The 15216-nt window shown below is 60.7% G+C and carries 15 protein-coding genes; all 15 read right to left on the bottom strand.

Annotation, left to right across the window (positions count from 1 at the left end; genetic code table 11):
• The coding region (locus tag ACE3P0_RS01565) for a CvpA family protein (RefSeq protein WP_374399125.1) at positions 1–507 on the bottom strand (507 nt) is incomplete at its 3' end.
• A gap of 4 nt (positions 508–511) precedes the next feature.
• Positions 512–1222 (bottom strand): SPOR domain-containing protein, encoded by a 711-nt coding sequence (locus tag ACE3P0_RS01560; protein ID WP_374399124.1) that lies wholly within the window; start codon positions 1220–1222, stop codon positions 512–514.
• A gap of 18 nt (positions 1223–1240) precedes the next feature.
• On the bottom strand, positions 1241–2506 hold the full coding sequence (folC, locus tag ACE3P0_RS01555) for a bifunctional tetrahydrofolate synthase/dihydrofolate synthase (protein WP_374399122.1): 1266 nt from the start codon (positions 2504–2506) through the stop codon (positions 1241–1243).
• Between the two features lie 18 nt (positions 2507–2524).
• The gene (gene accD, locus ACE3P0_RS01550) at positions 2525–3388 is read right to left on the bottom strand and encodes an acetyl-CoA carboxylase, carboxyltransferase subunit beta (protein WP_374399120.1); all 864 of its coding nucleotides are present in this window, start codon (positions 3386–3388) and stop codon (positions 2525–2527) included.
• A complete protein-coding gene (gene trpA, locus ACE3P0_RS01545) occupies positions 3385–4203 on the bottom strand; it encodes a tryptophan synthase subunit alpha (protein ID WP_374399118.1) in 819 nt (272 codons plus the stop codon). The genes accD and trpA overlap by 4 nt, the downstream gene beginning before the upstream one ends.
• A gap of 39 nt (positions 4204–4242) precedes the next feature.
• Complete coding sequence (trpB, locus tag ACE3P0_RS01540; protein WP_374399368.1) at positions 4243–5454, bottom strand: tryptophan synthase subunit beta; 1212 nt, start codon at positions 5452–5454, stop codon at positions 4243–4245.
• The gene (locus tag ACE3P0_RS01535; RefSeq protein WP_374399116.1) at positions 5441–6064 is read right to left on the bottom strand and encodes a phosphoribosylanthranilate isomerase; all 624 of its coding nucleotides are present in this window, start codon (positions 6062–6064) and stop codon (positions 5441–5443) included. Before ACE3P0_RS01535 ends, trpB begins: the two co-directional genes overlap by 14 nt.
• Positions 6061–6858, bottom strand: a complete 798-nt coding sequence (gene truA, locus ACE3P0_RS01530; RefSeq protein WP_374399114.1) for a tRNA pseudouridine(38-40) synthase TruA — start codon at positions 6856–6858, stop codon at positions 6061–6063. Before truA ends, ACE3P0_RS01535 begins: the two co-directional genes overlap by 4 nt.
• Positions 6855–7415: a hypothetical protein gene (locus ACE3P0_RS01525; RefSeq protein ID WP_374399112.1), complete on the bottom strand. Its 561-nt coding sequence runs from the start codon at positions 7413–7415 to the stop codon at positions 6855–6857. Before ACE3P0_RS01525 ends, truA begins: the two co-directional genes overlap by 4 nt.
• A gap of 74 nt (positions 7416–7489) precedes the next feature.
• Positions 7490–10336: a FimV/HubP family polar landmark protein gene (locus ACE3P0_RS01520; protein WP_374399110.1), complete on the bottom strand. Its 2847-nt coding sequence runs from the start codon at positions 10334–10336 to the stop codon at positions 7490–7492.
• 168 nt (positions 10337–10504) lie between these two features.
• Entirely contained in the window at positions 10505–11608 is a 1104-nt protein-coding gene (asd, locus tag ACE3P0_RS01515) for an aspartate-semialdehyde dehydrogenase (protein ID WP_374399108.1), read from the bottom strand.
• A 206-nt stretch (positions 11609–11814) separates the two neighbouring features.
• A complete protein-coding gene (gene leuB / locus ACE3P0_RS01510) occupies positions 11815–12876 on the bottom strand; it encodes a 3-isopropylmalate dehydrogenase (protein WP_374399106.1) in 1062 nt (353 codons plus the stop codon).
• Positions 12877–12884: 8 nt separating this feature from the next.
• Complete coding sequence (gene leuD, locus ACE3P0_RS01505; RefSeq protein ID WP_374399104.1) at positions 12885–13523, bottom strand: 3-isopropylmalate dehydratase small subunit; 639 nt, start codon at positions 13521–13523, stop codon at positions 12885–12887.
• Positions 13523–13651: an entericidin A/B family lipoprotein gene (locus ACE3P0_RS01500; RefSeq protein ID WP_374399102.1), complete on the bottom strand. Its 129-nt coding sequence runs from the start codon at positions 13649–13651 to the stop codon at positions 13523–13525. The genes leuD and ACE3P0_RS01500 overlap by 1 nt, the downstream gene beginning before the upstream one ends.
• Positions 13652–13670: 19 nt before the next feature.
• On the bottom strand, positions 13671–15080 hold the full coding sequence (gene leuC, locus ACE3P0_RS01495) for a 3-isopropylmalate dehydratase large subunit (RefSeq protein ID WP_374399100.1): 1410 nt from the start codon (positions 15078–15080) through the stop codon (positions 13671–13673).
• Between the last annotated feature and the right edge of the window lie 136 nt (positions 15081–15216).

The following is a 15216-nucleotide window of genomic DNA, read 5'->3' as shown; positions in this document are numbered from 1 at the left end:
CACTCGCTCCACCACTTTTTTTCTTTCTCGGTGTGGGGGGGGGGCCCCCCCCCCCCCCCCCCCCCCCGCCAGCACCGCCGCCTCAAGCGGCGGCGCCAATACCGCGTCGTGCCACCAGGCCTGGCGCGGGAGATTTGTCAGCCCGCTGGCCATCACCAGTGCAAACACCAGCAGCAACCCGCGCGCCAACCCGAACATTGCGCCGAAAGCCCGATCCGCAAGACCAAGCCCCACCGCATGAAGCAACTCACGTAGCAACAAACGCAACAGACCGAGCAGCAGCAGGCTAGCGATAAACACCAGCGCAAAGGCGCCGGACAGCTGCAATAACGGCTCGCTCGTGATGCCACTGAACAGCGGCACGACGAGCGGCGAAAAATGTTTGGCGACAAAGAACGCAACCACCCACGCGAGCAGAGCGAGCACTTCGCTGACCAACCCGCGCCACGCGCCGATCGCCAGCGAAATCAGCGTAATCGCAATGACCGCGTAGTCGAAGCCGCTCATCAACTCACGAACGCGGTGTCACGACGCCAGCCAAGCCCGCCTTCCGCAACTTCGCGGCTGCAGCATCGGCCGCATCGCGTGTTGCAAAGGGACCGGCACGAACCCTTGTCTTGTCTCCCAGTACCTCGGTGTAGGAACTGTAGCCTTGCGCTTTGACCTTACTCCGGACCGCCGAGATGTTGCGGGCATCCTTGAAGGCACCAAGCTGCACAACATAACCACTGCCCGCCTCAGCCGTCGTCGCCTTGTCACCACTCAGAATCGCCGCGGCACGCTCCGACTCCGATCGCTTCGCGGTCGACTCCGCAGGTTTTGTACTTGCCGGCTTCTCCACCTGGGCAACATGCGGCTCTTCCGGCGTCTGCGGTTTAGGCGCACTCTGAGCTGGCGCAGTCTCTGGCGCCTTCGGCGCCGGGGCGGATGCCGTCGCGCCCTCACTTGGCGACGGCACATTCGCGCTAGACGGGATCTTGTCGTCTTCAACCGGCACAGCTGGCTTGGTTGGCGCAGGCGCAGCCCCCTGGATCACGCGGGAGGCAAAATTCGCGCCCTCCTGACTAGGAATTCTGATCTGGATATCCAGACCCGCCTGCTTTGGCTCATGCTCCATCACGAGCGGGAGGACAATCGCAGCCACAAGCGCCAGCGCGCCAGCGCCGACCAAGCGACGGCGGGCGCGCTTCTTCAGTTCGAGTTGGGTGTCGGTCTCGGCCATTGCAGCAGCGCGCGGGTCTCAATGACGTCCCGACGATTGAAGTACGTCGGAGACGGTAAGGAAGGATCCAAAGACTGCGATTCTATCATCCGGTTGCGCGCGATCCTTGGCCCGTTGGAGCCCAGCCGCCGGCCCGTCACAGATCTCAATGTCGCCCGAGACGCCAGCCTCGCGCAGCTTTGCAGCAAGCGCTTCGCCTGACAGCCCCCGCGGGCCCGGCAATGAACATGCAAGCCAGTGATCAACGCGACGGGATATCAACGAAATTGCCCCGACGACGTCCTTGTCCGCGAGCATGCCAACAACCGCATACGTCTCCGGCGCGTATCCCAAGTTGGAGAGGTTCTCCGCCAGCACGCCAACCGATTGGGGATTGTGAGCGACATCGAGAATGACCGTAGGGCGCCCCGGCAGCACTTGGAACCGACCTGTCAGCTCGACATGCAGCAGGCCTTCGCGAACCGCCTGCATCGAGACCGGCAAACGATCCGCAAGCGTCTCAAGTGCAGCCAGCACCGCCGACGCATTGAGGAGTTGATTTGCCCCTCTCAGCGCTGGATACGCCAAGGAGCTTCGCTTCTGCGCACGCCCAGCGAAACTCCACTGCTGGCGATCGCCTTTATAAGAGAAATCGCGGCCAATCAGGCGGAGATCCGCACCGATCAGGCGCGCATGCTCAACCAAGGTAGCAGGCGGATTCGGGTCCGAACAGATTGCAGGCCTATCGGCGCGGAAGATCCCCGCCTTCTCGTAACCGATCTGCTCGCGTGTCGTACCAAGATAATCGGTGTGATCAATCGCCACACCGGTCACAATCGAGCAGTCTGGATCGAACACATTTACTGCATCGAGACGGCCACCCATACCGACCTCGAGGATGGCCACATCAAGGGATGACTTGCCGAAAACCTGCCAGGCGGCAAGGGTGCCCAGTTCGAAATAGGTAAGCGGCGTCTCGCCACGCGCAGCATCGACGTCAGCAAACGCCTCACACAAGGCTGCGTCTGAAACCTCGGTGCCGTTGATACGGATGCGCTCGGTATATCGAACCAGATGGGGCGAGGTGTAGAGTCCGACTCGATAACCAGCGGCACGAAGAATGGCCTCCAGCATCGCACATGTCGAACCCTTCCCGTTCGTACCGCCAACCAGAATAACCGGGCAGGTCTGCCTCACGCCAAGCGCTGCAGCAACAAGCCTGACACGATCCAAACCAAGTTCGATTGCGTTGACGTGCTGACGCTCGGCGTACTCGAGCCAGTCCGCCAGGGACTTCGATACCATCGCGACGGACCGTTGCGCTTAGTTCGGCGCGCTTTGTCGCGTCAGCAACGACAGCAGGTCGGCCAGCTCATCGCGCAACGCACGACGATCGACGATCATGTCAATTGCACCTTTTTCGAGCAAAAACTCCGAGCGCTGGAAACCCTCGGGCAGCTTTTCGCGCACGGTCTGCTCAATCACGCGTGGGCCGGCAAAACCGATCAGTGCGCCAGGCTCACCGATCACGACATCGCCAACAAACGCGAAGCTGGCCGACACACCGCCCATCGTCGGGTCAGTCAGCACCGTGATAAACGGTAGCTGGCGCTCGGACAGCCGGGTCAGTGACGCGGTCGTTTTCGCCATCTGCATCAGCGAGAACAGCCCCTCTTGCATCCGGGCACCGCCAGAGGCGGTAAAGCAGATAAACGGCACACCTTGCTCAAGCGCAGCGGTTACGCCGCGCACAAAACGCTCGCCCACGACCGAGCCCATCGAGCCGCCCATGAAGTCGAACTCGAACACCGCGACGACGCAAGGCACGGTCTTGATGGCGCCCTGCATCACCACCAGCGCATCGCCCTCGCCCGTTTCGTCGTTTGCCGCGGACAGGCGATCCGGATAGCGTTTGCTGTCCTTGAACTTCAAGGGATCAACAGGGACAACCTCGGCTCCAATTTCAAAACGCGCATCGGGGTCGAGCAACAAGTCCAGCCTTGCGCGAGCGCGCAGACGCTTGTGATGACCGCACTTCGGGCACACATGCTGGTTGCCCTCAAGATCGGAGCGGTACAGGACCGCCTCACAGACCTCGCACTTGCTCCACAGGCCCTCCGGGATCGACTTGCGGGAAGGCGCATCACGCTTGATCTTCGGAGGAAGGAGTTTGTTCAACCAGCTCATCGGGCAGACTCCACGACAGGTTCATCGAGCGCCAGGCGAATCTCCGACAGGAACGCCTTCACACGCGGCGGGGCTTCGCCGGCCGGCGCGCCTTCGATCTCTTCGATCACACGACTGCCAATCACGACCGCATCCGCTACCGCGCCAATCGCGCGTGCCGACGCTGCGTCGCGAATGCCGAAACCAACCCCTACCGGCATGCCGAGCCGCGCCTTCAGGTTCGGAATACGCGAAACAACGTCCGCGATATCCAGATGTGCAGCACCAGTCACACCCTTGAGCGATACGTAATAGGCGTAGCCGCTACCAATTTCCGCGACCCCTGCCATCCGGCTATCGGTCGAAGTCGGCGCGAGCAGGAAGATCGGGTCGAGCCCTGCTGCCTTGAGCGTATTGGCAAAGGTCGTCGCTTCTTCAGGAGGATAGTCGACGACGAGCACGCCATCGACCCCGGCATCCACCGCAGCGGCAACGAACCGCTCGATCCCCATCGCCTCGATCGGGTTGGCGTACCCCATCAGCACGACAGGCGTCGCCGCATCGGCTTCGCGGAACGCCTTGACGATCGCCAGCACGTCTCGCAGCGACACACCATGCTTGAGCGCCCGCTCAGCGGCGCGCTGGATCGTCGGGCCGTCGGCCATCGGATCGGAAAACGGCACACCGAGTTCGATCACGTCCGCACCGCCGGCAACCAGCGCGTGCATCAACGGAAGCGTTTCAGCAGGCGACGGATCGCCCGCAGCAATGTAAGGAATCAGCGCAGTGCGCTGCTCGGCACCGAGTCGGTCAAATACGGTCTTTATTCTGGACATGCTGTAGGTATCGAAGGCTTCAGTGTGGGGGCAAGCGCATCAAAACTTGATGCCAGACTTCTCGGCGACCGTATGCATATCCTTGTCGCCTCGACCGGAGAGATTCACGAGCAGCAGTTTGTCCTTCGACAGAGTCGGCGCCAAGCGCATCGCATGGGCAATCGCGTGTGAAGACTCTAATGCGGGGATGATGCCTTCCATTCGGCACAGAGTATGGAAAGCCTTCAGGGCTTCTGCGTCAGTCACACCAACGTATTCGGCCCGGCTCGAATCCTTCAGCCAAGCGTGCTCCGGGCCAACGCCCGGGTAATCAAGACCCGCAGAGATCGAATGGGTTTCGATGATCTGGCCATTCGGATCCTGCAGCAGATACGTGCGATTGCCATGCAGCACACCGGGGGTCCCAGCCGACAGGGAAGCCGCATGGCGCCCGGTGTCGATACCGTCGCCGGCAGCCTCGACGCCAATCAGCTTTACCGACGGATGCGGGATATACGGGTGGAAGATCCCCATCGCGTTGGAGCCACCACCAACGCAGGCGATCACGGCATCGGGCTGCCGCCCGAAATCCGCCTGCATCTGATCAATTGCTTCGCGGCCAATGATGGACTGGAAATCGCGAACCATCATCGGATAAGGGTGCGGCCCAGCGACCGTACCAATGATGTAGAAGGTATCGCCAACGTTCGTGACCCAGTCACGCATTGCCTCATTCATCGCGTCCTTGAGCGTCTTCGATCCGGACTCCACCGGGATCACGGTGGCGCCGAGAAGCTTCATGCGATAGACGTTGGCGGCCTGGCGCTTGACGTCCTCCGAGCCCATATAAACGAAACACTGCATGCCATAGCGCGCTGCCACCGTGGCAGTCGCAACACCATGCTGGCCCGCCCCGGTCTCGGCGATGACCCGCGGCTTGCCCATGCGACGCGCAAGCAGAGCCTGGCCAATGCAGTTGTTCACCTTGTGCGCACCAGTGTGGTTCAGATCCTCACGTTTGAAGAGGATCTGCGCGCCACCGAAGTGATCAGACAGCCGACGTGCGTGGTAGATCGGGCTGGGACGTCCTACGTAATGCTTGAGCTCGTGGTCGAACTCCGCGAGAAACTCCGGATCGCTCTGGGCGATCCGATACGCCTCGCGCAGTTCAGCAAGCGCCGGAATCAGGGTTTCCGAGACGAAGATCCCGCCGTATGGGCCAAAGTGGCCACGCGCATCGGGAAAGTTGTACGGAACTTCAGCCATCTGCATTGCGCACTCCTGCAATGAATTCGGCAATCCGCCGGGCATCCTTGATGCCCTTCGAGACTTCGACACCGCTGCTGACATCGACAGCAGCAGGTCGAACCTGGCGAATCGCGTCTTCGACGTTTTCCGGCGAGAGCCCACCCGAGAGCACCAAGGGTCGAGTCAAGCCAGTGGGAATCAGAGACCAGTCGAACGTCTGCCCGCCTCCCCCGAAGCCCTCAACAAAGGCATCAACGAGAAGAGCTTGAGCGGACTCAAACAAAGCCGCGTAGTGTATCAGATCGACCCCCGGCCTCATTCGCACCGCCTTCAGGTACGGCCGGCCGAATTGGCGACAAAACGCCTCGTCTTCATCGCCATGAAACTGCAGCAGATGCATCGGCACTGCGTCAAGCACAGCCCTGACGTCTGCAGGGTCCGGGTTCACAAACAAGCCGACAATCGACGTGAACGGCGCAACCCGCCTGCTCAGCGCTGTGGCACGATCGGTCGTGACAAAGCGGGCGCTTGGGGGATAAAACACGAAGCCAATGGCATCTGCTCCTGCATCAACGACGGCATCCACGTCTTGTTCCCGCGTTAGCCCACAGATCTTTACGCGCGTGCGCGTCATTCGAAAGCACCTCCAAACGTCTCGTTCCGAACACGCCCGTGATTGGGCAGCCCAAACTCCGGCGGGTAATCAACACCCGCTAGATACAGCCCATCGGGCGAGAACGTCGGCGCAGCGATCGAGCGATCCTTCGCTGCGAGCAGTTCGTCAATCCAGTGTGGCGAGTTGGCGCCACGTCCGACTTGAACCAAGGCACCAACCATGTTTCGGACCATGTGATGCAGGAAAGCGTTCGCAGAAAATTCGAACGCAATCAGAGCTCCAACTTCGAGTACCGCTGCGCGTGTCAGTGTTCGAACCGGACTTGCCGCTTGGCACTCCGCCGCCCTGAAACTGGTGAAATCATGCCGACCGACAAGACGCGTCGCCGCATCACGCATCGCATCGACATCGAGACTCCAATGCGTCCACCCGCACCGCCCGGCGCCAAGCGCGGGCCGAACGTCGCGACTGAGCAGCAGGTATCGATAATGGCGCGCGAGGGCAGAAAACCGCGCGTGAAACTCGTCGCTCACTTGGCGTGACCAACGCACCGAAATCGCGTCGGGCAAATGTGCGTTGACACCCCTTACCCATGCGGTCAAGGGCCTGTTTGCGTCAGTGTCAAAATGAACGACCTGCACCGCAGCGTGAACGCCGGTATCTGTTCGGCCCGCGCACTGCACCCGAACAGGTGCGTCTGCGACCACCGACACGGCCCGCTCGACCGCATCCTGGATGGATGCACCGCTAGCCTGGGTTTGCCACCCACAAAACGCGCCGCCCTCGTACTCCAAACCCAGCGCGACTCTCAACGGCAGACCCTCACCAGAACTTCGGCCGCCGCAATCAAGGCGAGCACGATGAACACATCCACTCCAGACCAGGCCGGCAAATGCACCACCACGGGTGTTGGAGCGCCGTTCCCATCATGGACCGACGAGAGTGCCTGGCGCCAACTGGGCAAACCCTGTGGTGCCGAAACCATCTCTAACACGATCGCCATACGCAATGCAGCTCGCTCTATCGGTACGTGAAGTTTTTGAAGCGGCGTAAGACAGACCAACATGCCGCCCACGAGCATCTCGTGAGCGTAGCTCACCACCAGCGCACAAACCAATGCAAGAACGCCAGCGAGACGGGCCGCATGTTCCAGTGCTAGGGCCAGACCCTCAAATGTCGGCGCTGGCAGCGGGAGATCCATCCACAAGCGGGTGCCCGGCGTAAAGAAACTGTAGAGAATTACCACAGCCAAAAACAGAAAACGGCTGCGTCGCATGAGCGACCACAACCGTTTTCCGGATCTCCACGCTGCGAAGGCGTTCGCAACAAGCACCAGCGCCAGCAACGGGGAGCCCGACAGACGCTGCACCGTAACGACGCCGACAACAAAAGTAACTAACCCAGCACCTGCTCCCGGCGTTCGCAAATCAAAACCGGCGTCGATCAGGACAGACGAGCCAACATGGCTTCCGCCGCATCCTTCTGCGCACTGGTGCCTTCTTGCATCACCTCTTCGAGAAGCTCCTTCGCCCCCTCGAAGTCACGCATTTCCTCGTATGCCCGCGCAAGTTCAAGCTTAGTGTTCACCTCATCGCCAACCTCGAAATCGTCTTCGGTCATCGGAAGTTCAGGATGGGTATCGACATCCGACTGTCGAACAGGCTCGGCCGTCGCCTGTGCCGGCAGATCAAGATCGATGCCGGACAGATCAAGCGGGGGCGCCTCTGCTGCGAGGGTCTGCGGAGAACGATCGACGTCGAAGTCGAAGTCGAGCAAGCCACCTTCAAAGTTCGTCTTCTCCAGATCAACCACCGCCTCGTGCTGTGAGGCAACTGCCGATGTGACCGCGACCTCGTCGTGGGTCGGTTCGGCGGAGTCAAATCCATCGAGATCCAAGGTCATCGGTTGCTCTGCGGAGGACCCGAGGTTGGTCGTCGACAGCTTTACCTCGGCCGCAGAGAACTCCGCTGCACTCAGATCGGGCAACGACTCCGGCTCGGCACTTGGCTCAGCGCCCGGCACCATGTCGATATCAAGATTGAAGTCGAGGCCAAGATCGTCTGACGAGCCAGCCGGAACATCGGCGGCTGCAGGCGTTTCTCCTTCAAGAGTACGTGTGATCTGGCCGATCTCTCCGGGCATCGTCCAAGTCGTCTGCATCTGAGAAGGCGACGCCGCCGCAAACGCCGGGGCAGCAGGCGCCTCTTCCGGGGGCGTAAACTCGAGCGCGGCAGGCTCTTCCTTGTTGGCAGGCTCTTCCGCGGGCTCAAACTCGAACTCCTGCGGTGTCTCAGCGGTTGCGTTGCCCGCCTCAACAAAAGAGAGCTCATCGAGCATCGCCGGCTCAGCCACCGCGGCAACCGCAGCGGTTTTCGTCAGCGACCGATAGAGCGGGTTCTCCGGATCGAGCTTCGTACCAAGATCCGCCGCGCGAACCCAGTCGGTGCCAACGCCGCCGGTCTGCGTGTAAAGATCGGTTGCGATATTTTCAAACTGCTTGAGGCTCTTGCGCTGCGAGTAGATCTCGAGCAATTTGACATGGATTGCAGTACGGCTCGGGTCAGACTTCAGCGCATCGAGCAGAATTTCTTCGGCTTGCGCGTCACGGCCATACGCCATATAGACGTCCGCCTCGGCGACCGGATCGACACCCTCGTCCGCGTCGATCGACGTCAGACCCGACTGACTGAAGTCGGTCGGAAGAACGCTGCTTCCGGTATCAACCGTCTGACCACCAGCCGGTCCGATCACGGATTCGGTACCCGTCTGGGTTGCGTTCAGTGCGGTTGTGTCGGGCCCGGCGTTACGCTTGGGCTTGCGCGAACGGTAGGCGAGGAACCCACCAAGGCCGAGCACAGCCGCCAAACCGCCCAAAGCCGCCGGGTTTTCCAGAAGCGAAGCGAAGAATCCGGGCTCTTCCACCACAGGCGGAGGCGGCGGGGCAACTTTCTTCGGAACCGGCTTCGGAGCAGGCTTAGGCGCAACCACTTCGGGGGCGCTCGCTGCAGTGGCGGGCGCTTCAACCGGGGCCGACTGCGTCGGCGCCACCGCCACAGACTGCTCGGCGACCGGTTTGGCGGGTTCAACCTTTGCCGGCTCAGACTCAGGCGCTTTCTCCACGGCCGGCTTTGTCGCCTCGGTCTTCGCTGCCGCCGCCTGTTTTTGCAGATCAGCCAGATTCTGGTTCTTCAAATCCACCAGTTTCTGCAGATCCTTAACGTTCTTTTCAAGCGCCGCGACGCGCTCCGTCGCTTCTTTCAGTGCGCGTTCACGCGCAACCAGATCCTCTTCCAGCGCCTGGATGCGGCCGGCCGCTTTCGGATCGGCCTTCCCTGCATCCTTTGCGACCTGGCTCTTGGAGATCTTCAGTTGATCTTTTGCCTCTTGCGCCTTTGCAGCATCCTCGACCTTGGGTGTAATTTTTCCCGAAGCGGACTGTTGCGCTGCGCTTTCCTTGGCGCTGCTATCGGCAACCGCCGCAGCGGCCTTTTGCCTGTATGCGCCAAAGTTCGCCGATGGCGCCGAGAGAATCCGGCGCGCTTCAGATGCTGACAGCTCTCGGGCGGCCGACGACTCAGGCACCTTCAGGATCTGGCCCGTTTTCAGGCGATTGATGTCGCCGCCGGGGAAAGCTGACTCATTCGACGAATAGAGTGCAGCCAGCATTTGCTCAAGGCTGACGTCGTTGGCCTTCGTTCGCGCTGCAATTGAAGTGAGCGAATCACCGCTCTGAACCGTGTACTCAGAACCCGGAACATCCGTCTTCGGCTTTGCAGCAGCCCTCTCAGCCGGCTTGCTTGCGCGCTCGGTTCTTTCCTTGCGCTTCAGCGGCGTTGCATTCGGCTCCAGAGGCTTGGCGACAGGCGCAGCAACCTGCGGAGCAGCCGGCTTCACACCCTCATCAACCGGGTCAAGCAGGAAGGTGTACTCACGCACCAACCTGCCGCCGGTCCAATTAAGCTCCAGCAACAGATCAACGAAGGGTTCGCTGAAGGGCCGATCACTCGCCACCTTGACGACAGCACCCGCGCCCTTCTTTTCGATCGAGAGCCGCAGCGCACTCAACTGAGGCGCGTACTCGATGTTCGCGCGACGAAATGCTTCGGGCGACGCGAGCCTTGCGCTCAGGGAGTCAAGCTCCTCGGCGCTGCCCGTGACCTCGACTTCCGCGCGTAGCGGCTGACCCAAGCCGCTGAAAACGTTCAGCCGGCCGAGACCAGCGGCTGAAGCGCCAAGTGGCAACGCCGCGATTGCGGCCGCGATAATGGAGGCACGGAGAGTCGTCTTCATGGGCATGCCAAAATAGGCGCATTTATTATGGTTTTATCAAAATAACATCATAGATTTAGCCTCGCAAGCTAAACCTAACTCTGAGTATTTGATGCCGTTGGCAAACTCGCCGGGCGGCGAGCCTTAAGATACGGGCGTTGCGAGCGCAACGCCCGTCATGACAAGGACTTAGCGCCCCAGCAGGATACGGAGCATGCGGCGCAGCGGTTCGGCCGCGCCCCACAGAAGCTGATCACCAATCACGAAGGCGGAAACGTATTCCGGCCCCATGTTCAGCTTGCGAACACGGCCAACACCAACCTCCAGGCCACCGGTGATAGATGCGGGCGTGAGCTCTTTGACCGAGACTTCGCGGTCATTCGGCACCCATTTCACCCACTGATTACCCGACTTGATGATCGACTCGATCTCGGTAAGCGGCAAATCCTTCTTCAGTTTGAGCGTCAGTGCCAGACTGTGACACCGCATCGCGCCGATTCGGACGCACAAGCCGTCCACGGGAATCGTGCTCGAAGTCCCGAGAATCTTGTTAACCTCAGCCTGGCCTTTCCATTCCTCCTTGGACTGGCCGTTATCGAGCTGTTTGTCGATCCAAGGGATCAGACCGCCGGCCAACGGGGCACCAAAGAATTCCGTCGGCACGTCTTCACGAATTGCCTTGGCCACCTTGCGATCGATCTCAAGGATCGCCGATGACGGCGTCGCAAGCTCATCCGCCACCGCACCGTGCACGACGCCCATACCCTTGAGCAACTCGCGCATATGGTTAGCACCACCACCGCTTGCAGCCTGGTAGGTCATCGACGAAACCCAGTCGACCAAGCCTTCGCGGAACAGGCCGCCAACGCCCATCAGCAGGATGGAATTGGTGCAATTGCCGCCGATGTAATTCTTCACACCCTTGGCCAGCGCGGCGTCGATGACGTTGCGGTTGACCGGATCAAGGATGATGACTGCGTCGTCATCCATGCGCATCGTCGATGCCGCATCGATCCAGTAACCATTCCAGCCAGCGGCGCGCAGCTTCGGATAGACGTCGGTCGTGTAGTCACCGCCCTGGCAGGTGATGATGACATCCATGCCCTTGAGCTCATCGACGCTCGATGCATCCTTGAGCGGCGGCAGATCGCGGCCCACATCCGGCCCCTTGCCGCCAACGTTCGACGTCGTGAAGAACACCGGCTCGATCAGCTCGAAGTCCTTTTCCTCACGCATGCGCTGCATCAGCACGGAACCGACCATGCCGCGCCAACCGACAAATCCGACTCGCATTTGAATTTCCTCTTTATGCCCCCTGCCCGCCTCCCTTGCCTCGACCGCGGGCAGGGAGCATGTGCGCGGAGGAGACAATGGATCAGGCCGGGATGGTTTTAATCCCGGTGGTCGTAATGGTGATGATGACGGTCGCGCGCAGCCCTGCCGTTGCCGGCATGAGCTTGCGGAGCACGAGGGCGCGCGAACCGTTCATCAGTGTTTACTCAGAGCGCGGCCAGCACAGCGTCACCCATCTCGCGGGTGCCGACGCGGCGCGTACCTTCTTCCCAGATATCGCCGGTACGGTAGCCCTGTGCGAGCACCTTCTTCACGGCGGTTTCGATGCGTTGCGCCGCAGCCTCATTGTTGAAGCTGTAACGCAGCATCATCGCTGCCGACAGAATCGTCGCCAGCGGATTGGCCACGCCCTTGCCCGCGATATCGGGTGCCGAGCCATGGCTGGGCTCATAGAGCCCCTTGTTGTTCGCATCCAGCGAGGCGGACGGCAGCATGCCGATCGAACCGGTCAACATCGAGGCCTCGTCCGACAGGATGTCGCCGAACATGTTGCCGGTAACCATCACGTCGAACTGCTTGGGCGCCTTCACCAACTGCATCGCGGCGTTATCGACGAGCATGTGCGAGAGCTCGACGTCCGGGTAGTCGGCCGAAAGTTCGATCATCACATCGCGCCACAGCTGCGTCGTTTCAAGCACGTTCATCTTGTCGACCGAGCACACGCGCTTGTTGCGCTTGCGCGCGGCTTCGAAGGCGACCTTGCCGATGCGACGGATCTCCGCCTCCGAATAGATCATCGTGTTCCAGCCCACGCGCAAACCATCCCGCACCTCGACACCGCGGGGCTCGCCGAAGTAGATGTCGCCGGTCAGTTCGCGCACGATAAGAATATCAAGACCAGAAACCACTTCCGGCTTCAGCGTCGACGCATTGGCGAGTTCCGGATAAAGGATCGCAGGGCGCAAGTTTGCGAACAGTTGCAGATCCTTGCGGATACCGAGCAGGCCCCGCTCTGGACGCTGCGGGCGCGGCAACGCATCCCACTGCGGCCCACCGACAGCGCCAAGCAGCACCGCATCGGCCTCGCGCGCAAGCTTCTGGGTCGCTTCCGGATAGGGCACGCCCGCGGCGTCCACTGCGCAACCGCCCAGCAAGGCGGGCTCCATCTCGATCTTGAGACCGTCGCTGCGCAGCGCCTCAAGCACGCGCACCGCTTGAGCAACGATTTCCGGGCCGATGCCGTCACCGGCCAGAACACAGACTTTCATCGAATCTCTCAGGTAAAGAGCCAAGGCTGTTCCGCCTGACGGCGCGCCTCGAACTCACGGATCTTGTCGGCGTGACGCAGGGTCAGGCCGATGTCGTCAAAGCCATTCAGCAAGCAATACTTGCGGAACGGATCCACGTCGAACGGAATCACCTTGCCGTCGGGGCGGGTGACCGTTTGCGCATCAAGATCGATCCGTAGCTTGTAACCCGGGGTCGCGTTGACCTGGTCGAACAGGTCATCGACTTCCGCCGCCGGCAGCTTGATCGGCAGCAGGCCGTTCTTGAAGCAGTTATTGAAGAAGATATCGGCGAAGCTCGTGCCTATCAGCGCGCGAAAACCATAGTCCTCGATCGCCCAGGGCGCGTGCTCGCGCGAGGAACCACAGCCAAAGTTGTCACGCGTCAACAGGATGCGGGCACCCTGGAAACGCTGCTGATTCAGCACGAAATTCGGATTCAACGGACGCGTGGCGTTATCCATGCCCGGTTCACCGTGGTTCATGTAACGCCACTCGTCGAACAGGTTCGGGCCAAACCCCGAACGCTTGATCGACTTGAGAAACTGTTTGGGGATGATCGCGTCGGTATCAACGTTGGCGCGATCCATCGGCGCCACAAGACCATCGAGGACGGAGAACTTTTCCATTACTTGTTCGACCCCTTCTGAATGGCCTCGCCCGCCTTCTCTATATCCTTGCCAAAACCATGGACAGTGTTGCAGGCCGACAGGGACATCGCCAGCAACGCGAGAACGAAAATACGCAGCACTTTCATATCCATTCTCCTTGCCGAATCAGAGAATTTCGCGAACATCGACGAAGCGCCCGGCGATTGCCGCGGCCGCCGCCATGGCAGGGCTGACAAGGTGGGTGCGACCACCGGGGCCCTGACGCCCTTCAAAATTGCGGTTGGACGTTGATGCGCAACGCTCACCTGGCTCAAGTCGGTCCGCATTCATTGCGAGGCACATCGAACACCCCGGTTCGCGCCACTCGAATCCGGCAGCCTTGAAAATTTTGTCGAGCCCCTCGGCCTCGGCCTGACGCTTCACCAGCCCCGAACCGGGCACAACGAGCGCGAGTTTCACGTTATCGGCGACATGCCGACCGCGAGCAACCGCCGCCGCTTCGCGCAAATCTTCGATACGCGAATTCGTGCAGGAGCCGATGAAGACCTTGTCGATCGCAATCGACGTGATCGGCATGCGCGGGGTCAGCCCCATATATTGCAGCGCGCGGCCGTAGCCCTCGCGACGAACCGGGTCGGCTTCTTTCTCAGGGTCAGGTACCAGACCATCGATCGTGGTCACCATCTCGGGCGATGTGCCCCAGGTCACCTGCGGCAGAATTTGTCGCGCATCGATTTCGATCACGCGATCAAATTGGGCGCCATGATCTGAAACCAGCGTGCGCCAATACGCGACAGCCTGATCCCAGTGATCACCCTTCGGAGCAAAATCGCGTCCGCGCAGGTATTCGATCGTGACGTCATCAACACCGACCAGGCCCGCACGCGCGCCGGCTTCGATCGCCATGTTGCAAAGCGTCATCCGACCTTCCATCGACAGCGCACGGATCGTCGAGCCACCGAATTCCATCGCGTAGCCAGTACCACCGGCAGTGCCAATACGCCCGATAACATGCAGCACGATGTCCTTGGCCGAGACTCCCCTGCCAAGCAGGCCATCGACCTTAATCAGCAGGGTCTTGGATTTCTTCTGCAGCAGGCACTGCGTCGCCATCACATGTTCGACTTCCGACGTGCCGATGCCGTGCGCCAGACAGGCGAACGCGCCATGCGTAGAAGTGTGTGAATCGCCGCAGACGACCGTCATGCCCGGCAGCGTTGCGCCGTTCTCGGGTCCGATCACATGCACGATGCCTTGCCGTGCGTCCTTGAACGGGAAGTACGCCTTGGCGCCAACAGAACGGATGTTCGCGTCCAGCGTCTCGACCTGCAAACGAGAGATCGGATCCTTGATGCCGGATGCCCAGTCTTCGGTCGGCGTGTTGTGGTCTGCGGTGGCAACAATCGACCCGACACGCCACGGCTTGCGGCCAGCGAGCTTCAAGCCTTCAAAGGCCTGCGGACTTGTCACCTCATGAACGAGGTGACGATCGATGTAGATCAGCGCAGTACCGTCCTCTTCAACGTGGACGACGTGGCTGTTCCAGAGTTTCTCGTAAAGCGTGTGCAGTGCCATAACCCCAAAACCGCAACAAAAACGCAATCTTTAATTATTTCACAGCAGGTTGATGCTGACCAGCCCGCATTGCCGCGGCGCAACAAAACATCCTTGCGAGCGTCAATACGTGAACGGAACAGCCGAACTGCTCCGA

Origin of the sequence: Niveibacterium sp., from assembly GCF_041909475.1 — a bacterium.
GTDB lineage: Bacteria > Pseudomonadota > Gammaproteobacteria > Burkholderiales > Rhodocyclaceae > Niveibacterium.
This window is presented reverse-complemented; position numbering and strand designations above follow the sequence as displayed.